Origin of the sequence: Aeromonas sp. R7-2, assembly GCF_040908105.1 — a bacterium.
Classification (GTDB): domain Bacteria; phylum Pseudomonadota; class Gammaproteobacteria; order Enterobacterales; family Aeromonadaceae; genus Aeromonas; species Aeromonas caviae.
Window position 1 is genome coordinate 49,935 of the sequence record NZ_JBFODC010000026.1, and the last position, 20,746, is coordinate 70,680.

The window sequence follows — 20,746 nt, forward strand, 5'->3', positions numbered from 1 at the left end:
AGGCTAATAGCCTGTTTATGTTAAGGTTTAGTCCGTTTTACGCGGCCAGGTGAAGATCCAGATGAAGTCACTGTTCAGACGTTCTCCCTCCAGCCATCAGGTCGGGATCCTGCTGGCCAGCGATCGCATTCTGCTGGCCTGCGTGGACCCCGTTCCCGTGTTTGCCAGCCAGCCTGTCAACGGCCCCCACGACTGGTCCAAGGCCCTGGCCGAGCTGTTTTCCCGGCACGGTCTGGCCAAGTCTAAGGTGCGGGTGGCCCTCGCGGCCAGCCTTTATCAGCAGATCCAGATCGACAAGCCCGCCGTCCCCGATGCCGAGATGGCGGGGGCCCTGCCCTGGGCCATCAAGGATTTCGTCAACGAGCCGGTGTTGCAGCTCGCCATGGATTATGTGGATCTGCCGACGCCCCCTGCCGGGCGTCCGCGCATCAACGTTATCTGCATGCCCAAGAGCCGGGTGCAGCAGGTGGCGGATGCGGTCAACGGCGCGGCGACCCTGGAGGCCATCGTCAGTGACGAGCTGGCCATGACGGCCCTCTACGAGGCGGACCAGATGGTGCGCATGCTGCTCTGGCAACCCCGGGGGCAGGAGCTGCAACTGCTGGTCTTCCATCGGGGCGGACTCTGTTTCTCCCGCCAGTTGCGTGGATTTGCGAGCCTCACCGGCAGCCATGAGCCAGATGCCGACCAGCTCGACGCGCTGGCGCTGGAGATCCAGCGATCCATCGATTATCTGGCCGGCCATCTCAAGCTGCCCGAGCCCGGCCAGTTGCAACTGGCCATCGCCTCCTCCGCCATGGGGGTATTGGTGCGTCACCTGGAACAGACATTCGGTTTCCCGGTGTCGGCCATGGCAAACAAGGCGGTACTGGCAGGAGTCGAATACCTCAGTGCCTATGGCGCGGCCCTGGGCAGGAGCGACTGATGAAACACCATATCAACCTCTATGGCGCCGAATTCCGGCCAAGACGCCTGTGGGCCAGCCTGCCCCAGATGGCGTTGGTCTGGGGCGGCGTCCTGGTGCTGCTGCTGGGGGCCACCCTCTTCTATGGCTGGCAACAGCAGGGCCTCGATCGTGAATTGGCTGGCGTACGGGCACAGCTCGACGTGCAGCGCGGCGAGGCCAGGCGTCTCGATGCGGAGCTGGCGCGCCATCTGGCGAATGCAGACTTGCAGCGGCAACTGGCCGACAAGCGGGAAGAGCTGGGGGCCAAACAGGCGCTGATGCAGCAGCTTGGCCACCTCTCCCTGCAAAAATCCCAGGGCTATGCGGGGGTGATGGCGGACCTTGCCCGCCTGCGGGATCCCCGCCTCTCCCTGCAACGGATCGAAATAAGCGACGGGCGCATCAACCTCGCGGGCGTGGCCGAACGCAGTCAGGACGTGCCCGCCTGGGTGAACCGCTTCAAACAGACCCCCTCCCTGGCGGGCAAGCAGTTTGGCGAGCTCACCCTGAGTCGGGACAAGGAGGGCCAGCTTGCCTTCCAGCTCAGTGGCATAGCGCGGGAGACTCCCTGATGGACATGAAGGCACAATGGCAGGGATGGGCGCAGCAGATCGCAGCCCTCAGCCTGCGTGAGCGGATCCTCATTCTGTTGACCGGGGTTGTGCTGCTCGGGGCCATGGGCATCTATGGCTGGCTGGATGACGCCGACACCCGGCTGGGCCAGGATCGGCAGGCCCTGGCTGCGGCGCAGCGGGATCTGGAGATCCTGACCCTGGAAAACCAGGGCAAGCAGGCCAGGCTGGGGCGGGATCCCGATGCCCAGGTGCGCGAGCAGCTCGCCGGTGTCGAGACCACTCTGCGCCAGATGGATGCCGAGCTGCTGGCTCAGACGGTGGATCTGATCCCCGCCCACGAAATGCCCGCTGTGCTGGAAGCCCTGTTGTCCCGCTCCGCCAACCTGCATATGCTGGCGCTCACCTCCCTCAAGCCCGAGCCGCTGATGGCCGGGGAGCAGAAGGTGAACCTGTTCAGGCACGGCATCCGGCTTCAGCTGGAGGGCGGCTATTTCGATGTCTACCAGTACCTGAAAGCGCTCGAAGCCCTGCCTCGCCACTTCTACTGGAAGGGCTTTGACTACCGGGTGGTCGAGCATCCCAAGGCGGCGGTAGCGATGGAGATCTACACCCTCAGCACCAGCAAGGAGTTCATCCGTGGTTAAGCGGCATGTCGGCGGGACGGGATCCCGCATTTTTGCCTTCCCATCCTGGCGCTGGCTGGCCCTGTGGGGGAGCCTGCTCGCGCTGCAGGCCCAGGCCGAGGTGCTGCAGGATCCCACCATGCCCCTGGCGGGATCCGGCTCGGCGGCGAGTGTCGCCAAGGAGGCCGGTCTGCCCAGGTTGCAGAGCGTCATCCTGGGGAGCGGGCCCGCCCTGGCGGTGCTCGACGGTCAAAGCTACCGGGTCGGCCAGCAGGTCAACGGATTCCGGCTGGTGGGGATCAGCGCCGACAGCGTGGTGCTGGAAAAAGCGGGCAAACGCCAGACACTGACCCTGTTTGGCAGCAAGATCCGGATGTGAAGTGGGTGTCGCACGGGATGGTGCGGGCCAGGTTTGTCGAGTTTCATAGCGAGTCAGGTGCACGAATAACATGAAAAAACACCCTTTTTGTCTGCTTCCCCTCGCGCTGGCGGTGGCGGGTTGCACTACCTATCGTCACCCCGAGCCGGTACAGGCCAAAGATGCACTCAAGCAGGCGATGAGCGAGCAGAGCCCGACCGCCCCCCTGACTTCCCTGCCGCCCTCGGTGCAGAGCGAGCTGTTGCAGCTCAATCGTCCCCAGCAGCCGATGACCATTCCCGAGAAGCGGATGCGCATCGCGGCCCATGACGTGGACGCGGTGGAGTTCTTCGGCTCCCTGTTCAAGGGCTCCCGCTACAGCGTGGCGGTCCATCCCGGTGTGGCGGGCGTCATTTCGGTAGAGCTCAAGGATGTGACCCTGCAGGAGGCGCTGGCGACCGTCGGCGACATGTACGGCTTCGACGTACAGCGCAAGGGCAACGTGTTCCACGTCTATCCCGCCGGTCTGCGCACCGAGACCATTCCGGTCAACTACCTGATGATGGCCCGGCGCGGTCTCTCCCGTACCTCGGTGAGCACAGGCGGGGTGACGGCCAACGACAACAACAATGGCAATAACAACAACTTTGACAACGGCCTGAACAACAGCGGCAACAACAACAGCCAGGGCAACACCGCCAGCGGTGACAACAACACCAACAGCAACGGCACCCGCATCGAGACGGACAGCAACAACGACTACTGGACCGATCTGCGGGATGCCCTGCAGACCCTGATCGGCACAGGGGAAGGGCGGGCCGTCATCACCAGTCCCCAGGCGGGCCTGGTCACGGTGCGTGCCTATCCCAAGGAGCTCAAGGCGGTGCGCGAGTTCCTGGACCAGTCCGGCGAACACCTCAAGCGCCAGGTGGTGCTGGAGGCGCGGATCCTGGAAGTGTCCCTCAACGAGGGTTACGAGCAGGGGGTGGACTGGAGCGGTCTCTCCGCAAGCTGGGACGGCGGCAAGGGCATCACGGGGGGCGGCTCCCTCATGGACAGCCCCATCGCTTCGACCCCCAACCAGATCTTCCGGGCTCTGGGGGGCGGCGCCGGTTTCACCATCTCCGATGGCAACTTCAACGTCGCGGTCAGCCTGCTCAAGACCCAGGGGGACGTGAACACCCTCTCCAGCCCGCGCGTGACGGCCACCAACAACCAGAAAGCGGTGATCAAGGTGGGGACGGACGAATACTTCGTCACCAACGCCTCTACCACCACCACCACCTCGGGGACTTCGGCCCCCATCGTCACCCCGAACGTGGAGTTGACCCCCTTCTTCTCGGGGATAGCCCTGGACGTGACTCCCCAGATCGACGAGCAGGGCAAGGTATTGCTGCATATCCACCCCTCCGTCATCGACACCGAGGAGCAGAGCAAGACCATCAGCGTCGGCACCGCCGATCCCCTGGTGTTGCCGCTGGCCAAGAGCTCCATCCGCGAGTCCGATACCGTAGTGCAGGCCAACAATGGGGACATCATCGTCATCGGTGGTCTGATGAAGACCGACAGGCAGGAGATTGTCAGCAAGGTGCCCCTGCTGGGTGACATCCCCTGGGTCGGCGAGGCCTTCACCAACCGCCGGGAGAGCAACCGCAAGGTGGAGCTGGTGATCCTGCTCAAGCCCACCGTGGTGGAAAAAGACACCTGGCAGAAAGAGCTGCAACGCTCCTCCGAGCTGCTCGATAAATGGTATCCCCCCAAGGGCTGATCCGGGATGACACGCCTGTTGAGCACTCCTTCTCCCATGTGGCGGCGCCTCCCGGCTGTCACCACTCTGCCCTGCCCGACGGCGGAGGCGCCATGTCGCTGATCCGGGGCTGTCTGCGGCTACGCGCCCTGGACTCTGGCCGGGAGGGTGCATGTATCTGAGCCACTTCGGACTGCGGGAGGCCCCCTTCGGCCTGACCCCGAACACCGGTTTCTATTACGGCCTGCCCCCCCACGAGGAGGCCATGCAGGTGCTCAACTGGGCGCTTTCCCAGGGGGAGGGGTTCATCAAGGTGACCGGCGAGGTCGGCACTGGCAAGACCCTGCTCTGTCGCAAACTGCTGAGCGAGCTCGGCTCCGAGGCCTGCCCGGTGCGCCTGGCCTGGCTGCCCAACCCCCATCTCACTCCGGGGGAGCTGCGCACGGCCCTGGCCCTGGAGCTGGGGTTGACGCTGGCGGGGGAGAGCGAGCTGGATCTCACGGATCGTATTCACCGCCATCTGATCTCCCTGCATCGGCAGGGGAGCCGGGTGGTGGTGCTGATAGACGAGGCGCAAGCCCTGCCGGACGAGACCCTGGAGGCGATCCGGCTGTTTGGCAACCTGGAAACCGAATCCAGCAAGCTGCTGCAAATCGTGTTGTTCGGCCAGCCCGAGCTGGATGCCAGGCTCGGGCAGCCCCGTCTTCGCCAGTTGCGCCAGCGCATCGGTTTTTCCTACCGCCTGCGGCCGCTGCGGCTCGACGAGACCCGGGCCTATCTGGAGTACCGGCTGCAGGTGTCCGGTTATCGCGGGGCCGCCCTGTTCGATGGCCGCGCCCTGCGCAGGCTGTGGCGCGCATCCCGCGGCATTCCCCGCCTCATCAACATACTGGCGCAGAAGTGCCTGATGCTGGCCTATGGTCGCGGTGTGCGGCGGATCGACAGCGCCCTGGTCCGGCTCGCCATCCGGGATACCGATGATGCCCGCCGTGGCCGTCTCACCCTCTGGTGGCCCCTGTTGTTGTTGCTGGGCACCGCCCTGGCGTATGGAGTCTGGTCATGAGCGTGATCAATCAGATGCTGAAAGATCTGGATAGGCGTCAGCAAGAGGCCGAGGGAGCCGCCGTCTATGTGGCGCCGGTGCGCCAGCAAGGCTGGTGGATGCTGGTGCTGACCCTGCTGTGTACCCTGGCCCTGGGGATCCTCGGCTGGCGCACCTGGATCTTCTGGCAGCAGAGCCAGCGAGCCTCCCTGCCAGCGGCGCAGGTCGAGGCCCCCCGCACCGCCCCTGCGGTGGCGCCATCCGCGCCCCTGGCGGTGGTGGCCACCACGCAGGCGGTCTCCTCTGCCGCGCCAGTGGCAAAGGTGCCCGCCGCCAGTGCCGAGTCGACCGCCGCGAGAGTGGCCCCCTCCGCAGCCGAGCAGGCTCCGGCCGATGAGGCCGTGCTCGCCGATGAGGGTAATCCGCAGGAAGCGCTGGGGGACGAGACGATCCCGAGCGACGAGGAGCTGCAGCCGGACCTCTATGCCGAGCTGGCCGCGGAGCAGAGTGCCGAAGAGGCGCCTGCCCCCGCCGCGCCGCGCAAACCCGGGATCCTGAAGATCGAGACGGTGGAACTCTCCGACGCCGAGCTGGCCACCCTGGCCGAGCGCAAGGCGACCACGGCCATGGCCAAGGGACGGATGCAGGAGGCGCAGGATGGCTACTACGAAGTGCTGGCCCACGATCCCCACAACCAGGGGGCGCGGGAACAGCTGGCGGGCCTGCTCTATGGCGCCGGACGGCTGACCGAGGCCGCCCAGGTGCTGGAAGAGGGGCTGAGGCTGGATCCCGCGCAGGCGGACCTGCGTCTGCTGCTGGCCCGTGTGGCCATCAGCGGCGGGGATCGGCAGAAGGCGCTGGACTGGCTCACCGGCTATCAGCCCGATATTGCCAGCAATCTGGATTATTACGCCACCTGGGCCGGCCTTGCCCAGGAGCTGGGGCAGCCTGTCCAGGCGTCCGAGATGTACGTCAGGCTGCTGCGCCAGCAGCCGGATCAGGGGCGCTGGTGGCTGGGACTGGGGGTGGCGGAGGATGGTCAGGGACACCGTCAGCGGGCACTGGATGCCTATCGCAATGCCCAGTTGCACGGCAATCTGGGGGAGGCCTCCACCCAATGGCTCGAACAACGAATTGGCCAACTGACCCATTGATAGAACGGCAGTTCGATGAGCCCATGCCATCGGACAAGGCAGCGGGCGTGAAGCAACAGAGATCGGAGCAACAATGGCACAACCCAGACTGAAAATGCGCCTAGGCGACCTGCTGGTACAGGAACAGATCATCTCGGATGATCAGCTGCAGCTCGCCCTGCAGCAGCAGCGCCAGACCGGCCGCAAGCTGGGGACCACCCTCATCGATCTCGGCTTCATCAGCGAGGTGCAACTGCTGACCTTCCTCGCCCGTCAGCTGGATGTGCCCTTCTTCGATCTCAACAACCTCACCATCGACGTCTCGGCCGTGGCGCTGTTGCCCGAGGTGCAGGCGCGCCGCTACCGGGCGCTGGCCGTCAACCTGAGCGACGACAAGGTCACCGTGGTGATGTCGGATCCGGCGGATCTGAGCGCCCTCGACGCCATCGCTGCCCTGCTCAGCCCGCGGGAGCTGGTGCTGGCCGTAGCCCGTGAAGGCCAGCTGCTGGAGTATTTCGACCGCCTCTATCGCCGCACCCGGGAGATAGAGAACTTCGCGGTGCAACTGCACGAAGAGCACCAGGAGACCGGCTTCGAGCTGGGGGCCGGCAGCCTCAATGCCGCAACCGACGAGGGGGAGGCGACGGTGGCCAAGCTGCTGCGCTCCCTGTTCGAGGACGCGGTACAGGTGGGGGCCTCCGACATCCATATCGAACCGGACGAGAAGGTGCTGCGCATTCGCCAGCGTATCGACGGCGTGCTGCACGAGAACATCCTCAACGAGGTGCGCATTGCCCAGGCGCTGGTGCTGCGCCTCAAGCTGGTGGCCGGGCTCGACATCTCGGAGAAGCGTCTGCCCCAGGATGGCCGTTTCAACATGAAGGTGCGCGGCCGCGACGTGGATGTGCGGATGTCCACCATGCCGGTGCAGTATGGCGAGTCCGTGGTGATGCGGCTGCTGGATCAATCCTCCGGCATCTTGTCGCTCGCCGAGACCGGGATGCCGCCCGCCATCCTGACCCGCTTCCGCCGTCAGCTCAAACGCCCTCACGGCATGATCCTGGTGACGGGCCCGACCGGCAGCGGCAAGACCACGACGCTCTACGGCGCCCTCTCCGAGCTCAACCAGGCCAGCCACAAGATCATCACGGTGGAAGACCCGGTGGAGTACCGTCTGCCCCGCATCAGCCAGGTGCAGGTCAATCCCAAGATAGGGCTCACCTTCTCCCAGGTGCTGCGCTCCACCCTGCGCCAGGATCCGGACATCCTGCTGGTGGGGGAGATGCGGGACAACGAGACGGTGGAGATCGGCCTGCGCGGCGCCATCACGGGCCACCTGGTGCTGACCACCTTGCACACCAACGACGCCGTGACCAGCGCCCTGCGTCTCATCGACATGGGGGCGCCCGGCTATCTGGTGGCGAGCGCCCTGCGGGCCGTGGTGGCCCAGCGCCTGGTGCGGCGGGTGTGTGAACACTGCGCCTGCGAGACGGCGCCGGACGAGGGGCAGGCCACCTGGCTCTCGGTGCTCTCCGGTGAAGCGCCGGGCCAGCATCGCTATCGCAAGGGGCGGGGCTGCCAGAGCTGCAACTTCACCGGCTATGCGGGCCGGATCGGGGTCTACGAGCTGCTGGAGCTGGATCAATCCATGATGGATGCCCTGCGCCGCAATGATGCCGAGGGGTTTGCCCGGGCGGCACGGGCGCACGAGCACTACCGCCCCCTGGCCCTGACGGCGCTCGACTATGCCCGCGAGGGGATCACCTCGGTGGACGAGGTGCTTCGGCTGGCCGAGGACCTGGGGTAACGCATGAGGCATCTGGATCGTACTGAATCACTCTGCTGGGGTCGCCCATGAACCGTTTTGCCTACAAGGGGCGTGACAGCCAGGGCCAGGCCGTCAGCGGTGTGGTGGAAGCGGTGAGCGAGCTGGCCGCCGCCGAGCAGCTGATGCGCCGCGGGGTGATGCCCACCGAGCTGAAGGCCGGCAAGGCCAGGTCTGCCAGCATCGACTGGTCGCTGCTGCTGGAAGGGAGCGTCAAGCTGGAGGAGCTGGTGGTCTTCAGCCGCCAGATGTATGCCCTGACCCGGGCAGGCATCCCTATCCTGCGCGCCATCGCGGGGCTGGAGGAGAGCGCCCACAGCAAGCCCCTCAAGCGGGCGCTTCACGCCCTGGGGGAGGATCTGGCCAACGGCCGGCCGCTGTCGAGCGCGATGCAGTCGCACCCGAAGGTGTTCAGCAGCCTCTTCGTGGCCATCATCCACGTGGGGGAGAACACGGGTCAGCTGGAGGAGGCCTTCCTGCAGCTCGCCAACTATTTCGATCTGGAGCTGGAGACCCGCAAGCGGATCAAGACCGCCATGCGCTACCCCACCTTCGTGCTGATTGCCATCGCCGTCGCCATGGTGATCCTCAACATCATGGTGATCCCCGTCTTTGCCGGGATGTTTGCCAAGTTCGGGGTGGAGCTGCCGCTGGCGACCCGTATCCTGCTGGCCACCTCCCACTTCTTCGTTCACTACTGGTGGCTGCTGCTCGCCATCCTGGTGGGCGCCGTCGTCGGCTGGCGACGCTGGGTCGCCACCACCAAAGGCAGGCTGACCTGGCACAGATGGCAGCTGCGGCTGCCCATCGTCGGCTCCATCATAGAGCGCTCCCTGCTTGCCCGTTTTGCCCGCAGCTTCTCCATGATGCTCAAGGCCGGCGTGCCGCTCAACACGGCGCTGACCCTGGTGGCCGACGCGGTGGACAACGCCTGGATGGCGGGACAGATCCGCGACATGCGGGGCGGCATCGAGCGCGGCGAGAGCCTGCTGCGCACCGCCGGCGCCAGCGGCCTGTTCACTCCATTGGTGATGCAGATGATCGCGGTGGGGGAGGAGACCGGCCAGGTGGACGAGCTGCTGCACGAAGCGGCCGAGTATTACGAGCGTGAGGTGGATTATGACCTCAAGAGCCTCACCGCCCGCATCGAACCCATCCTCATCGGCATAGTGGCGGTCATGGTACTGGTGCTGGCGCTGGGTATCTTCACTCCCATGTGGGACATGATGAGAGCTGTTCGCGGTCAGTGACAGGGTTTAGCATCTTCACTCCTCTGATGGTGGGACATGATGAGGGCTGTTCGCGGTCAGTGACAGGGTTCAGCATCTTTACTCCCCTGATGGTGAGATACGATGAGAGCGGTGCGCGGCCAGTGACAGGGTTCAGCATCTTCACTCCTCTGATGGTGGGACATGATGAGAGCGGTGCGCGGCCAGTAGGCAGTATCTTCACGGTCATCCGGATGCCGCCCGTGCCGGGCACAGAGAACAGGGTATGAAAGAGCATGAGCAGAGAGTCCGAGCGGGATGAGCACTGGCTGGGGGGGTATCGGCGGGTCGTCGTCTTTATCCTGCTGGCGGTCATCGTCACGGCCCTGGTCATGAGCTATCGCAATCACAGGGAAGAGGCGCTGGCCATCAGCGCCAGCCTGCTCGGTGAGCAGTTCGCACAGCGGGCCCAGCGCCTGCACGGACGCTGGCTCGACGAGCGGCGTCCGTCGGTGCTCCATGCCGAGGGCACAGCCTGGCAGTTCGATGAGCGGGGCTGGCCTCTGGCGGTGTTGCCGCGCCAGTCGCCATCGGCCGATTGCCGTCAGCTCTGGCTCGCCCTGTTGGGGCACGATGAGGGGCTCTTATCCTGGCAGGCCCTTGCCAGCGAAGGAGGCGGCGGGTGTGATTTCGGCCAGGAAGGGCACTGGCTGCACTACAGCTTCACCGATGGCCGGGTGGTGGCCCGCCCCTGATTGGGTGCTTCAAGTATTTCATTGACATGATTTTTTTCTATCCGCATGAAATAATGCGGACCATTACGGAGGCAGCATGGCAGCAAAGAGAGTGAGACCCGTTAGGGCGCTTGGCCGGATGGCCGGTTTTTCCCTGATTGAGCTGGTGATCGTCATCGTGATCCTGGGGATCCTGGCCGTCACCGCCTTGCCCCGTTTTCTCGATGTGACCGACGAGGCGAAGAAGGCGAGCGTGGAAGGGGTGTCCGGCGGTTTCGCCACCGGGGTGTCCCTGGTGCGTGCCCAGTGGGAGGCCGAAGGGCGTGCCAGGCAGGATGGACTCAACACCGTGCTCTATGACGGCTCGCGTTTCTATCTGACCACGCCGACCGACAGCCAGGTCAGCAATGGCGAGCTCTCTCCCGGGTATCCCATGGACACGGCAGCAAGTGGCACGCCCGATGTGGATCCGGCCAGCCTGACGGCGGCCCGCTGCCTCAATATTTGGGAGGGGTTGTTGCAGAATCCTCCCAAGGCTACTGCCCGCTTTGACGAGGTGCGCGGTAGCGGCAATGACCTGAAGTTCTATGCCACGGTGAGCAACAATGGACTGGATTCGGTCTGCCGTTACTATCTGGTCAACAGCCTGAGCAAGGGAAGTGATGGACGTTATCAGGACCCGCAAGGGAGCACGGATGCGTTCATGAGTTTCAGTTATCGCCCGGCCTCCGGCCAGGTGACCACCCATATCAATTGATAAACCGAGGAAAGACGTAATGAAAAAGCAATCGGGCTTTACCCTGATCGAACTGGTCATCGTGATCATCATTCTGGGCATTCTGGCGGTCACCGCCGCACCCAAGTTCCTGAATCTGCAGGATGATGCGCGCACTTCTACCCTGAAAGGCGTTGAGGGCTCCCTGAATTCTGCTGGCGCCATGGTGTACAGCAAAGCCGTCATTGCAGGTAAAGACGCTGCCGAATCCGAAACGCTGGACATAGGCAATGGTGTCAACGTGGGGATCGCGTTTGGTTACCCCAAGGCAACCCAGGATGATCTTTCCAAAGTGCTCGAGCTGAGCTCTGGTGACTGGAGCTATAAAACTTCCGGTGCAAGCAGCATTCTGATCTTCCCGGCCGCTATTTCTTCCTCTACCGCGACCGATTGCTTCGTCACTTATACCCAGGCTACTTCGGTATCCCTGCCGACCTCTGAAGTGACGGCCTGTAAGTAAGGTCAATTTCAATCAAGATGGAGAGAGGGTCTCTCTCCATCTTCCTCCCAAGGAGTGCTGTGTCATGGCGGCACGAAGTGATGGTTTCACCCTGATAGAACTGGTGATAGTGATCCTGTTACTCGGGATTCTGGCCGCCTTTGCCGTGCCTAAATGGCTGGGCAAAGGCGGCTTTGAAACCCATACCCTGCGCGATGAGCTGGTGGCCCGGCTGCGGCTGGTGCAGACCATGAACATGCAGGAAGGGGACGCGCGCTGCACCCAGCTAGTGCTGGAGGCGGGGCGTTTTGGCCATCTGACCGGGGCGAGCTGTGCGCCTGCCCCCATTTCGGGCTGGCGTGGGAATGAGCAGAGTCGCGGGCGCCTGGTGCAGGCGTCCGGCAACCTGCAATTCTCCCCCCAGGGGACATTCCATTTCGACAAGCGCAGCGGCAGGCCCCTGTGGCCTGGCTGCATCAACGGCTGCGAACTGGCGGTCAGCAGCGGCCAGGAGAGTGCCCGGCTGCGCATCGAGCCGGAAGGCTATATCCATGCGATCCCCTAAGATCCGCCGCGGCTTCACCCTGGTCGAGTTCGTGGTCGGCATCGTGCTGCTGGCCGTCGCCCTGACCGGCATCCTGGGGCTGCTTATCAATCAGGCTCCCCAGGCGGTGGATCCGGTGCAGCAGGTACGCGCCGCTCAGCTCGCCCAGCGCATCCTCGGCGAGATGCTGGAGAAGTCTTTCGACGAGCATTCCGATCACAACGGCGGCCGTTTTCGCTGTGGCGAGACGGCCGGTGTGCCCGCCTTCACCTATCCCCCCTGCACGGCGAGCGCCGACTATGGCCCCGATAGTGGCGAAACCCGCCCCTACCAGTTCAACGACGTGGACGATTTCGACACGGCAGGCCGCTGGGTGGACGCCAGCTACTTTACCCAGGCCTCGGCCGCGAGCAGCGAAGAGGAGTATCGGCGCTACCAGGTGAAGATCGCGGTGGTGCCGGATACCCTCTTTGGCAGCGCGGGGGAGGGGGCCGAGTCCATCGGCAAGCGCATCACCCTGACCGTGCGCCTGCCGGACGGGAGCGAGCTGGTCTTCGGCCTCTATCGGGGGAACTACTGATGGGCAAGCCACATTCCCGTGATGCCGCGTGGGAATACCCATGCGCCAGACTCGCCCGTGACCGCGTCCGACTCGGGCGTGAGGGGGGCTTCACCCTGGTGGAGCTGGTGATGGTGATCCTGCTGCTCGGAGTGATGGCGACATTTTCCAGCCAGTTTATCGGCATCGGCACACAGATTTACGGAGATGCCAGCCGCCGCGAGCAGCTGATGAGCGATGCCCGTTTCGCCCTGGAGCGGCTCAACCGCGAGGTGCGCGACGCGGTCCCCGGCTCGGTGCGCGTGGAGGACGCCGCTGGCGGCTTGGGGGAGCAGGGGCCTTGCCTGCGCTTCTGGCCCATCGCTACCGCTAGCCGCTACCTGGAGACGGCGAGCAGCACCGTGCTTCGCATCGTCGAGCCTGTCACCATGCCGGAAAAGGAAGATACGGCCATCATCTATCCGCTGCCTGACACGACCTCTGGCAGTACCATCATGCTGGACAAGAGGTGTGTGCAGGGGCGTTGCACTGCCAGAGTGACCGAGGTAGGAACTCCCGTCTCCGGGGCCGTGCCGCTGACCCTGGCTGGTGCGCTCGCCAAGGACTCCCCGGGCCAGCGCATCTATTTTGCGAACCAGCAGGTGCTCTATTGCGTGAGAGGGGGCAACCTCTGGCGCATGGCCAAGTCCCTCGACGACACCCTGAACAGCAGCGAGACCACCCGGTTGATGGCGGAGCATATCCGTCCCGCCGCCTATTACTTCTATCGGGAACCCGCCGCCTTCAACCAGAGCGAGGTGGGGCTGCGACTGGAGTTCGAGCAGCGCGACGAGCACGTCGTCTTCCACCACAAGCTGGAGACCCTCAATGCGCCCTGACACTCCCTCCATGGTGAGGTCTCAGCGGGGCAGCGCCATCCTGATCGCCCTCTTCGTCATCGTCATCATGGGGCTGCTCGCCGCCGCCATGGGACGCTTCCTGCTCGACAGCAGCGAGAAGAATACGGTGGAGGTGCGCGGCGTGCGGGCCCTGATGGCGGCCCAGAGCGCCGTCGAAATCGGGCTCTATCGCCTCTACCCCAACGGCCACTGGCAGGGGCAGAGCTGCAGCGATCTCAGCCTGGACCTCCCCGCCGATGCGCTGGGATTGGCGGGTTGCCGAGCCAGCCTGGGTTGTACAGAGGTGATCGTCGACCATAACGCTCGTACCACCAAGGGGTGGCGACTGACGGGTATCGGTCAGTGCGGGGATGACAGCGGCGGCGCCTCCCCCGATTTTGCGGTCAGCCGCAGCGTGATGGCGGAGGCCTTCGATGGCACCACGCCGTGAGACCCCTTGCAAGGAGCCCGCATTCATGACGTCAAAACAGCCTCTTTGGGGTCCCATGCTGTTCACCATGCTGCTGGGTGCGGCCTCGGTACAGGCGGCCGATCAGTGCATGGGGGTGTTTGATTACCCGGTCCAGAGCCATGCCTCTCCGGGAAAGCTCTCCATGACAGATGGTTCCTCGATCGTGGGGGCTAGCCAGCCGGCCAACTATCCGTTTCTGAGTGCCTCTCTCGGCGGCCAGTCCGGCTGTTCGACCAGTACGGGGAACGCCGGGGGTCAGTATGTGGGCAGTGCCTGGCAATCCTATTGCGGGATCACGGGAGCGTTGGCCACACCACTTGCGGACCAGACCTTCAAGGCCGACCCCAAGGATTTCCCCGCCGCCACCCAGGATTTCCCCAGTTATAGCGGCGGCAGCAATGTGTCTTGTAACGGCGCGATAAACCTGAGCCCTGGCAACTATGGGGCAGGAAACTGGTCTGGCTGGAATTGTCAGGCCACGCTGGAGAGCGGCAAGAATTACTACTTCCAGAGCCTCTCCCTCTCCGGAGGGGCGGCACTGAATGTCAATGGCGCCAATGTGTTCGTCAAGACCCTGACCATGCAAGACTCGAGCAAGCTGCAGGGGACGGGCACGCTGAACGCGAACAGTGTCACCCTCAATGAAGGTGCGACCCTCTCCGGTCTTGCCATCAGGGTCCATGACACCCTGGCGGTGGCGGTCAACCAGGCAGACCAGGTCGCGGCCGCCCGCTTTCAGCCTCACTCATTGAACAGCCTGACTCTGGGGGCGCAGAGCGTCATCACCCTGGCGAATGGGCAGTGGGCGATCCGTACGCTGACGATGAAAAACAACAGCCGGATCAACTTCGTTGATAGCGGTAGTACGACCAAGGCCCACATGGACATCTACACCCTGGCCATGATGAGCGAGTCCAAGATCTACTCAAGCGGGACAGGCTCCCCTCCAGACAACTTACTGATCAAGCTCTATCAGAGCCTGAGCATGCAGGATGGGTCTGCCGTGAAGGGCTATGTGCATGCTCACTATCTCGACCAGCTCAGCCTCAGCGGCACCCACGAGGTCGTGTTCTATCTCTCCGGCGGGGAACATTGGATCGACAAGCTCAGCATCAGCAACACCAATCTGGATGTGGTGGTGGATGATGACAGCACGGCTCGGCTCTATGTGAATGGCGACATTTCCCTGCGTGGTCAGATGAATGTCAACGCAGAGGGCTCGGCAAACAACTTCCTGTTCTACGGGTTTGGCAAGGCCACCCTGAGCGGTAATGCCAAGCTCAACGCCATTCTCTATGTGAAAGCAGGCAATCTGACCATGAGTGACCAGGCTGTGCTGACCGGGGCAGTGTCCGCCGTCAACGTGACCATGTCAGGCTGGGGCAGCAAGATCATCCATGAGCCCTTTACCGGCGACTGGCCCGACGTATGCCAACCGGAAGGCGTCACCCTGCACCACTTCGAACTCGACCATACGGGATCAGGCCTCACCTGCAACCCAGAATCGGTCACGGTCAGAGCCTGTGCCGACCTGGCGTGTACGGCCCTGGTGACGGACCCTGTGGAGGTTCAGCTCTCGGTTACCCCTGAGAGCAACGGGCTCTGGGTCGGTGGGGGCAATATCTCCCTTTCCGGCGGTGCCGCGTCCGTCTCCTTGCGGGGCAACAAGCCCGGAGTGCTGACGATCGGTGTGGCAAGCGCTACCCCTCAGGCCGGGTCTGCCACCCTGTGTCGGGCCGCGGGTGGCGAGCCGAGTGCCGAGGACTGCACCCTGGACTTTGCCGACAGCGGCTTCCTGTTCGAGGTGCAAGATACCTATGCCAACAAGCCGCAGCAGGTGCTGATGAAGGCGGTCAAGAAAGATGACGCCAGCCAGCAGTGCGTGCCGGGCTTTGCCGATGTGAGCAAGCCCGTCAGCTTCTGGAGCGACTACATAGATCCGACTGGCAATGCATTTGGCAGCAAGGTGACGGTCAATGGCAGTGCCGTCGCCACTAGCCAGGCGGCGGCCGCCAGCACGGAACTGGCCTTCGATGCCCAGGGGGAGGTGACCCTGACGGTCAACTACCCGGATGCGGGCAAGATGCAGCTCAACGCCCGCCACGAGGGCAGCGGCGACAGCGCCGGGTTGGTGATGACGGGGGCGGATCAGTTTGTCTCCCGCCCGGTGGGGCTCTGCATCACGCCCACCCAGGGGACCTGCGCGGCAGGTGATATCACCTGCCCTGTGTTCAAGAGGACGGGAGACAGCTTCTCGCTCAATATCCAGGCCATGGCGTGGCAGAGCGACAGCGATGGGGATATCTGCACCGGCAATGGCACCACCCCCAACTTCGTGTTGTCCGACATCGCCCTGACCAGCGAGCTGGTGGCCCCTCAGGGGGGCGTGGTCGCCCAGGTCACCCCGACCAGGTACAGCCACGTTGCAGCCAGTGCCAGCCTCAATACACCCGCCCTCAGCCTCAACGAGGTCGGGGTCTTCAGGATCAAGGCGACGCCACCAGCGGCTACGTTGCCAGAGGGAAGCACAGTATCAACGGGCTATTTCGGTTACACCATCCCTCCCGCCACCAGCGTACCGTTGGGGCGCTTCGTACCCTGGGACTTCAACATGACGAGCGGTACCGTCACCCCGGCCTGCGGCGGTTTCAGCTATATGAGCCAGCCATTCGGGATACAGACGGTGGTGGAGGCGCGCAACAAGGAAGGGAGTGTCACGAGGAACTACCGTGATGCCTTTGCCAGAGGGGCCCTCACCCTGGTGGCCGCCAACAATCAGGACGGGGTGGACAGATCCAATCGGCTGGCACCTCTGGCCGCCAGCTGGACCGAAGGAACAGGCAAGCAATCAGGTCAAACCCGCTTTATGCGGCTGCGCGAACTGACCCCTAGCCTGACCGCACCGGAAGAGCCCTTGCCGCTCCTGCGACTAGGGCTCAGAGTGACGGACGGTGAGACTCCTGAGACCAGCTTCCTCAGCGGTCGGAACATGAATCCGGCCGTCAGCGGCAACTGCCAGAGCGGGGTGAACTGCACCGCCAGGCAGCTCTCTATTTTGCAAGGGAAGAACGACACCATGATCGCCTATTACGGCCGCCTGCTGGCCAGCACTCGTCAGGGGGCGGCCAGCGCCCCGCTGGCGCTGCCGCTTCAGGTGCAATATTTCGAAGGGGGCCAGTGGCGGGTGAATCAGGACGATCTCTGTACCCGGATATCCCTCGCGAACGATGGCATTCGCTTTACCGATGGCGAGCAGCATTACGACGCCGCGACCGGAGATCTGGGCCTCAAGGATGGCCCCCGGATCCGTCTCGGCCTGGGGCCGGTTGCCCCTGGCGGCAGCGATGTTCGCATCAATGGTGGGGAGACCCGGTTCCATTTCGCCGCGCCGAACCAGAGTGTGCGCATTCCCTACGAGATCCTGCTGGACAAACAGCCCCTCTCCCCCGTTTGGCTGGCGGATCCGGCCACGGCGGATCACCTGCTGGGAGAGGCAATTTTTGGCCGGGATCGGGGTAATGACAGAATTATTTATCGCCGCGAAGTGATGCCCTGACACCCGGGCTGACACGGGGAGATAGACGCATTGCTGTACAGTGGCGTCTTATCTCCTTGTTTCGTAGTGTTTGTCGGCCTGAGCGGGTGAGTGATGACTCGCATTTTTGTCGCGCCTGATTGATTGGCGACAGTTTGAGCGCTTGCCCATTGGGGTGGGCATTGGTAAAGTTAGCCGGTTTTCTGCACCTCCAAATTCTTAGGATTTCCCGTAGCCATGTTCAAAAAGCTCAGAGGCGTCTTTTCCAACGATCTGTCGATCGACTTGGGAACTGCCAACACCCTGATCTATGTAAAAGATCAAGGGATCGTCCTTAACGAACCCTCAGTTGTCGCCATTCGCCAAGAGCGCGGGAACGCCAAATCGGTCGCTGCTGTCGGTCATGCCGCCAAGCAGATGCTGGGTCGTACCCCGGGTAACATCTCCGCCATTCGCCCGATGAAAGACGGCGTGATCGCCGATTTCTACGTGACCGAGAAGATGCTGCAGCACTTCATCAAACAGGTTCACGACAACAACTATTTCCGCCCCAGCCCGCGCGTGCTGGTGTGCGTGCCCTGCGGCTCCACCCAGGTGGAACGTCGCGCCATCAAGGAATCCGCTCTGGGCGCCGGCGCCCGCGAGGTTTACCTGATCGATGAACCCATGGCTGCCGCCATCGGTGCCGGCCTGCCGGTCTCCGAAGCGACCGGTTCCATGGTGGTGGACATCGGTGGCGGTACCACCGAAGTGGCCATCATCTCCCTGAACGGCGTGGTCTACTCCCAGTCCGTCCGTATCGGTGGCGACAAGTTCGACGAAGCCATCATCAGCTACGTCCGTCGCAACTACGGCAGCCTGATCGGGGAAGCCACCGCCGAGCGCATCAAGCACGAGATCGGCTCCGCCTATCCGGGCGAAGAGGTGCGCGAGATCGAAGTGCGCGGTCGCAACCTGGCCGAGGGTGTGCCCCGCAGCTTCACCCTGAACTCCAACGAGATCCTGGAAGCGCTGCAAGAGCCGCTCTCCGGCATCGTCTCCGCCGTCATGGTGGCCCTGGAGCAATCCCCGCCCGAGCTGGCGTCCGACATCTCCGAGCGCGGCATGGTGCTGACCGGTGGTGGTGCCCTGCTCAAGGACATCGACCGTCTGCTGATGGAAGAGACCGGCATCCCGGTCGTCGTGGCTGAAGATCCCCTCACCTGTGTCGCCCGTGGCGGTGGCAAGGCGCTGGAACTGATCGATATGCACGGTGGCGATCTGTTCCACTACGAATAAGACCCAAAGCCGGCCGAGCGCCGGCTCTTTTTTGACGACTCATGAAACCCATCTTCGGTAGAGGCCCTTCGCTTCAGTTACGGTTGTTTCTCGCCGTCATCATCTCCGTCGCTGCCATCGTCGCGGATTCCCGCTTCGGTGTGTTCAGCCATGTCCGCGTTTATCTGAGCTCCCTGGTGAGCCCGCTGCAATACATCGCCAACGCCCCCGGCACCCTGCTCGACACCATGTCGACCCAGGTGCAGACCCGCGCCGATCTCATCGAGCAGACCAAGCAGCAGGAGCAGCAACTGTTCACCCTGCGCTCGCGCCTGCTCAAGATGGATCAGCTGGAGCACGAGAACCAGCGGCTGCGCGAGCTGCTGGGGTCGCCGGTACACAAGGAGTCCCGCAAGATGGTGGCCGAGCTGCTGTCGGTGGATTCCGACCCCTTCAGCCATCAGGTGCTGATCAACAAGGGGGCGCTGGATGGCGTCTACAACGGCCAGCCGGTGATCAACGATCAGGGGGTGGTCGGTCAGGTGCTCCACGTGGGCTCCACCACCAGTCGCGTCCTGCTCATCACCGACTCCAGCCACGGTATCCCGGTGCGGGTGCTGCGCAACGACTTGCGCGCCATCGCCTCCGGCAGCGGCGAGCTGGACAAGCTGGAGCTGCGCAACCTGCCCCGCAACACCGACGTCCAGGTCGGCGATCTGCTGGTCACCTCGGGCCTGGGCGGCCGCTTCCCGGAAGGTTATCCGGTGGCGACCGTGACCCGCTCCGACTACGTGGAGGGCAAGCCCTTCGCCCAGATCGAGGCCAAGCCGCTGGTGGCGCTGGACCGTCTGCGCTACCTGCTGCTGCTGTGGACCGACAAGAAACCGGAAGTACACGACAAGGATGCCCTTGAGCCTGCGGCGAGCGCCTCGGCGGCCACGGCAACCTCGGCGGCGGGGGCGACGCGCTGATGCTGCAACCCGCCAGCGGCAGGATCTGGATCTGGTGTTCGATCCTGCTGGCCCTGTGCCTCTCCATCCTGCCGCTTCCCTTTCAATTCGAACCCTTCCGTCCGGACTGGCTCGCCATGGTGCTCATCTACTGGGCGCTGGCGCTGCCGCACCGGACCAACGTCGGCACCGCCTGGGTGGCGGGCCTGCTGCTGGACGTGCTGCTCGGCAGCACCCTCGGCGTGCGGGCCATGGCCATGGCCATCACCACCTACCTGGCGGCCTTCCAGTTCCAGAAGATCCGCAACTTCTCCCTCTGGCAGCAGGCGCTGATCATCGGTCTGCTCTCCCTGGTGGGGAAGATCACCGTGTTCTGGGCGGAGCATCTGTTCAGCCGGGCCAGCCTCAACTTCGCCTACTTTTGGTCGACGTTGACGACGATGTTAATATGGCCCTGGATTTTTATGGTCTTGCGCAAGGTGCGGCGTCGCTTCAATATCAAGTGAATGTGAATAAAAACAACGCATTGTAACTGCGCATCGTCTCATTGAGTGAAGTATGAACAAGCACAACGAACTGCAACTCTATCTCGCCTCGGGCTCCCCCCGCCGGCACGAGCTTCTGACCCGCCTGGGCTACCGTTTCGAGGTCCTCAAGCTGGATGTGCCGGAGCTGCGCAACGACGGTGAGAAGCCCCAGGATTACGTCTGCCGGCTGGCCCGCGACAAGGCGATGGCCGGTGTGGCCGCGGCGCCCACGGCGCTGCCTGTGCTGGGGGCCGACACCATAGTGGTGCTGGGGGAGCGGGTGCTGGAGAAACCCTCCGACCTGCTGGACGCCAAGGACATGCTGGAAGCCCTCTCCGGGCGGGTACACCAGGTGATGACGGCGGTGGCCCTGGCCACCCCGGAGCGGTGCGATGTGCGACTGGTCACCACCAACGTGGCGTTTCGCAAGCTGGACGAGGCCGAGATCGAAGCCTACTGGCGCACCGGCGAGCCGTGCGACAAGGCGGGCGCCTATGCTATCCAGGGCATTGCCGGCAAATTCGTCAGTCGCCTCGAGGGGAGCTACAGTGCCGTGGTCGGCCTGCCCCTGCTGGAGACGGACCTGTTGATCAAGCAGCACCTCGAGCAGACCCGGTAA

At 63.8% G+C, this 20,746-nt stretch carries 21 protein-coding genes; all 21 read left to right on the plus strand.

Going from position 1 to position 20,746, the window contains the following annotated elements:
* The first annotated feature begins 61 nt into the window (after positions 1-61).
* Positions 62-925: an MSHA biogenesis protein MshI gene (locus AB5Y47_RS10950; protein WP_111896477.1), complete on the plus strand. Its 864-nt coding sequence runs from the start codon at positions 62-64 to the stop codon at positions 923-925.
* Complete coding sequence (locus AB5Y47_RS10955) at positions 925-1,518, plus strand: PilN domain-containing protein (RefSeq protein ID WP_010672617.1); 594 nt, start codon at positions 925-927, stop codon at positions 1,516-1,518. Before AB5Y47_RS10950 ends, AB5Y47_RS10955 begins: the two co-directional genes overlap by 1 nt.
* The gene (locus AB5Y47_RS10960) at positions 1,518-2,165 is read left to right on the plus strand and encodes an MSHA biogenesis protein MshJ (RefSeq protein ID WP_103259363.1); all 648 of its coding nucleotides are present in this window, start codon (positions 1,518-1,520) and stop codon (positions 2,163-2,165) included. Before AB5Y47_RS10955 ends, AB5Y47_RS10960 begins: the two co-directional genes overlap by 1 nt.
* 55 nt (positions 2,166-2,220) lie before the next feature.
* A complete protein-coding gene (locus tag AB5Y47_RS10965) occupies positions 2,221-2,523 on the plus strand; it encodes an MSHA biogenesis protein MshK (protein WP_029313533.1) in 303 nt (100 codons plus the stop codon).
* A gap of 70 nt (positions 2,524-2,593) precedes the next feature.
* Complete coding sequence (gene mshL / locus AB5Y47_RS10970) at positions 2,594-4,270, plus strand: pilus (MSHA type) biogenesis protein MshL (protein ID WP_041212205.1); 1,677 nt, start codon at positions 2,594-2,596, stop codon at positions 4,268-4,270.
* A 151-nt stretch (positions 4,271-4,421) separates the two neighbouring features.
* Positions 4,422-5,312 (plus strand): ExeA family protein, encoded by an 891-nt coding sequence (locus AB5Y47_RS10975; protein WP_010672622.1) that lies wholly within the window; start codon positions 4,422-4,424, stop codon positions 5,310-5,312.
* Positions 5,309-6,445 carry a tetratricopeptide repeat protein gene (locus AB5Y47_RS10980; RefSeq protein ID WP_244073156.1) on the plus strand — a complete coding sequence of 379 codons (1,137 nt, stop codon included), beginning with the start codon at positions 5,309-5,311 and terminating at the stop codon, positions 6,443-6,445. Before AB5Y47_RS10975 ends, AB5Y47_RS10980 begins: the two co-directional genes overlap by 4 nt.
* A 73-nt stretch (positions 6,446-6,518) precedes the next feature.
* On the plus strand, positions 6,519-8,231 hold the full coding sequence (mshE, locus tag AB5Y47_RS10985; RefSeq protein WP_043154387.1) for an MSHA fimbrial ATPase MshE: 1,713 nt from the start codon (positions 6,519-6,521) through the stop codon (positions 8,229-8,231).
* Between the two features lie 47 nt (positions 8,232-8,278).
* Positions 8,279-9,499: a type II secretion system F family protein gene (locus AB5Y47_RS10990; protein ID WP_043154386.1), complete on the plus strand. Its 1,221-nt coding sequence runs from the start codon at positions 8,279-8,281 to the stop codon at positions 9,497-9,499.
* A 254-nt stretch (positions 9,500-9,753) separates the two neighbouring features.
* The gene (locus tag AB5Y47_RS10995) at positions 9,754-10,212 is read left to right on the plus strand and encodes a hypothetical protein (RefSeq protein WP_368220230.1); all 459 of its coding nucleotides are present in this window, start codon (positions 9,754-9,756) and stop codon (positions 10,210-10,212) included.
* Positions 10,213-10,288: 76 nt separating this feature from the next.
* Entirely contained in the window at positions 10,289-10,948 is a 660-nt protein-coding gene (locus AB5Y47_RS11000; protein ID WP_041212210.1) for a type II secretion system protein, read from the plus strand.
* A 19-nt stretch (positions 10,949-10,967) separates the two neighbouring features.
* Positions 10,968-11,426: a prepilin-type N-terminal cleavage/methylation domain-containing protein gene (locus AB5Y47_RS11005; protein WP_041214309.1), complete on the plus strand. Its 459-nt coding sequence runs from the start codon at positions 10,968-10,970 to the stop codon at positions 11,424-11,426.
* 64 nt (positions 11,427-11,490) lie between these two features.
* Positions 11,491-11,970: a prepilin-type N-terminal cleavage/methylation domain-containing protein gene (locus AB5Y47_RS11010; RefSeq protein WP_323928773.1), complete on the plus strand. Its 480-nt coding sequence runs from the start codon at positions 11,491-11,493 to the stop codon at positions 11,968-11,970.
* The gene (locus AB5Y47_RS11015; RefSeq protein ID WP_368220231.1) at positions 11,957-12,529 is read left to right on the plus strand and encodes a prepilin-type N-terminal cleavage/methylation domain-containing protein; all 573 of its coding nucleotides are present in this window, start codon (positions 11,957-11,959) and stop codon (positions 12,527-12,529) included. The genes AB5Y47_RS11010 and AB5Y47_RS11015 overlap by 14 nt, the downstream gene beginning before the upstream one ends.
* A complete protein-coding gene (locus AB5Y47_RS11020; protein WP_368220232.1) occupies positions 12,529-13,386 on the plus strand; it encodes a PilW family protein in 858 nt (285 codons plus the stop codon). Before AB5Y47_RS11015 ends, AB5Y47_RS11020 begins: the two co-directional genes overlap by 1 nt.
* Entirely contained in the window at positions 13,376-13,837 is a 462-nt protein-coding gene (locus tag AB5Y47_RS11025) for an MSHA biogenesis protein MshP (RefSeq protein ID WP_319911601.1), read from the plus strand. The genes AB5Y47_RS11020 and AB5Y47_RS11025 overlap by 11 nt, the downstream gene beginning before the upstream one ends.
* A 25-nt stretch (positions 13,838-13,862) precedes the next feature.
* Complete coding sequence (locus AB5Y47_RS11030; RefSeq protein ID WP_368220233.1) at positions 13,863-17,414, plus strand: DUF6701 domain-containing protein; 3,552 nt, start codon at positions 13,863-13,865, stop codon at positions 17,412-17,414.
* Between the two features lie 216 nt (positions 17,415-17,630).
* Positions 17,631-18,671, plus strand: a complete 1,041-nt coding sequence (locus AB5Y47_RS11035; protein ID WP_005308111.1) for a rod shape-determining protein — start codon at positions 17,631-17,633, stop codon at positions 18,669-18,671.
* Positions 18,672-18,712: 41 nt separating this feature from the next.
* Positions 18,713-19,621 carry a rod shape-determining protein MreC gene (gene mreC, locus AB5Y47_RS11040; protein ID WP_029313545.1) on the plus strand — a complete coding sequence of 303 codons (909 nt, stop codon included), beginning with the start codon at positions 18,713-18,715 and terminating at the stop codon, positions 19,619-19,621.
* A complete protein-coding gene (mreD, locus tag AB5Y47_RS11045; protein WP_010672635.1) occupies positions 19,621-20,106 on the plus strand; it encodes a rod shape-determining protein MreD in 486 nt (161 codons plus the stop codon). The genes mreC and mreD overlap by 1 nt, the downstream gene beginning before the upstream one ends.
* 52 nt (positions 20,107-20,158) lie before the next feature.
* Positions 20,159-20,746: a nucleoside triphosphate pyrophosphatase gene (locus tag AB5Y47_RS11050; RefSeq protein ID WP_010672636.1), complete on the plus strand. Its 588-nt coding sequence runs from the start codon at positions 20,159-20,161 to the stop codon at positions 20,744-20,746.

What these genes read in the sequence shown, in the direction of transcription:
- AB5Y47_RS11020 (WP_368220232.1), top strand. Translation starts at nt 12,529, where the DNA reads ATGGGCAAGCCACATTCCCGTGATGCCGCGTGGGAATACCCATGCGCC.
- AB5Y47_RS10950 (WP_111896477.1), top strand. Translation starts at nt 62, where the DNA reads ATGAAGTCACTGTTCAGACGTTCTCCCTCCAGCCATCAGGTCGGGATC.
- AB5Y47_RS11025 (WP_319911601.1), top strand. Translation starts at nt 13,376, where the DNA reads ATGCGCCCTGACACTCCCTCCATGGTGAGGTCTCAGCGGGGCAGCGCC.
- mreD (WP_010672635.1), top strand. Translation starts at nt 19,621, where the DNA reads ATGCTGCAACCCGCCAGCGGCAGGATCTGGATCTGGTGTTCGATCCTG.
- AB5Y47_RS11035 (WP_005308111.1), top strand. Translation starts at nt 17,631, where the DNA reads ATGTTCAAAAAGCTCAGAGGCGTCTTTTCCAACGATCTGTCGATCGAC.
- AB5Y47_RS10955 (WP_010672617.1), top strand. Translation starts at nt 925, where the DNA reads ATGAAACACCATATCAACCTCTATGGCGCCGAATTCCGGCCAAGACGC.
- AB5Y47_RS11030 (WP_368220233.1), top strand. Translation starts at nt 13,863, where the DNA reads ATGACGTCAAAACAGCCTCTTTGGGGTCCCATGCTGTTCACCATGCTG.
- mreC (WP_029313545.1), top strand. Translation starts at nt 18,713, where the DNA reads ATGAAACCCATCTTCGGTAGAGGCCCTTCGCTTCAGTTACGGTTGTTT.
- AB5Y47_RS10975 (WP_010672622.1), top strand. Translation starts at nt 4,422, where the DNA reads ATGTATCTGAGCCACTTCGGACTGCGGGAGGCCCCCTTCGGCCTGACC.
- AB5Y47_RS11000 (WP_041212210.1), top strand. Translation starts at nt 10,289, where the DNA reads ATGGCAGCAAAGAGAGTGAGACCCGTTAGGGCGCTTGGCCGGATGGCC.
- AB5Y47_RS11005 (WP_041214309.1), top strand. Translation starts at nt 10,968, where the DNA reads ATGAAAAAGCAATCGGGCTTTACCCTGATCGAACTGGTCATCGTGATC.
- mshL (WP_041212205.1), top strand. Translation starts at nt 2,594, where the DNA reads ATGAAAAAACACCCTTTTTGTCTGCTTCCCCTCGCGCTGGCGGTGGCG.
- AB5Y47_RS11015 (WP_368220231.1), top strand. Translation starts at nt 11,957, where the DNA reads ATGCGATCCCCTAAGATCCGCCGCGGCTTCACCCTGGTCGAGTTCGTG.
- AB5Y47_RS11010 (WP_323928773.1), top strand. Translation starts at nt 11,491, where the DNA reads ATGGCGGCACGAAGTGATGGTTTCACCCTGATAGAACTGGTGATAGTG.
- AB5Y47_RS11050 (WP_010672636.1), top strand. Translation starts at nt 20,159, where the DNA reads ATGAACAAGCACAACGAACTGCAACTCTATCTCGCCTCGGGCTCCCCC.
- AB5Y47_RS10995 (WP_368220230.1), top strand. Translation starts at nt 9,754, where the DNA reads ATGAGCAGAGAGTCCGAGCGGGATGAGCACTGGCTGGGGGGGTATCGG.
- mshE (WP_043154387.1), top strand. Translation starts at nt 6,519, where the DNA reads ATGGCACAACCCAGACTGAAAATGCGCCTAGGCGACCTGCTGGTACAG.
- AB5Y47_RS10980 (WP_244073156.1), top strand. Translation starts at nt 5,309, where the DNA reads ATGAGCGTGATCAATCAGATGCTGAAAGATCTGGATAGGCGTCAGCAA.
- AB5Y47_RS10990 (WP_043154386.1), top strand. Translation starts at nt 8,279, where the DNA reads ATGAACCGTTTTGCCTACAAGGGGCGTGACAGCCAGGGCCAGGCCGTC.
- AB5Y47_RS10960 (WP_103259363.1), top strand. Translation starts at nt 1,518, where the DNA reads ATGGACATGAAGGCACAATGGCAGGGATGGGCGCAGCAGATCGCAGCC.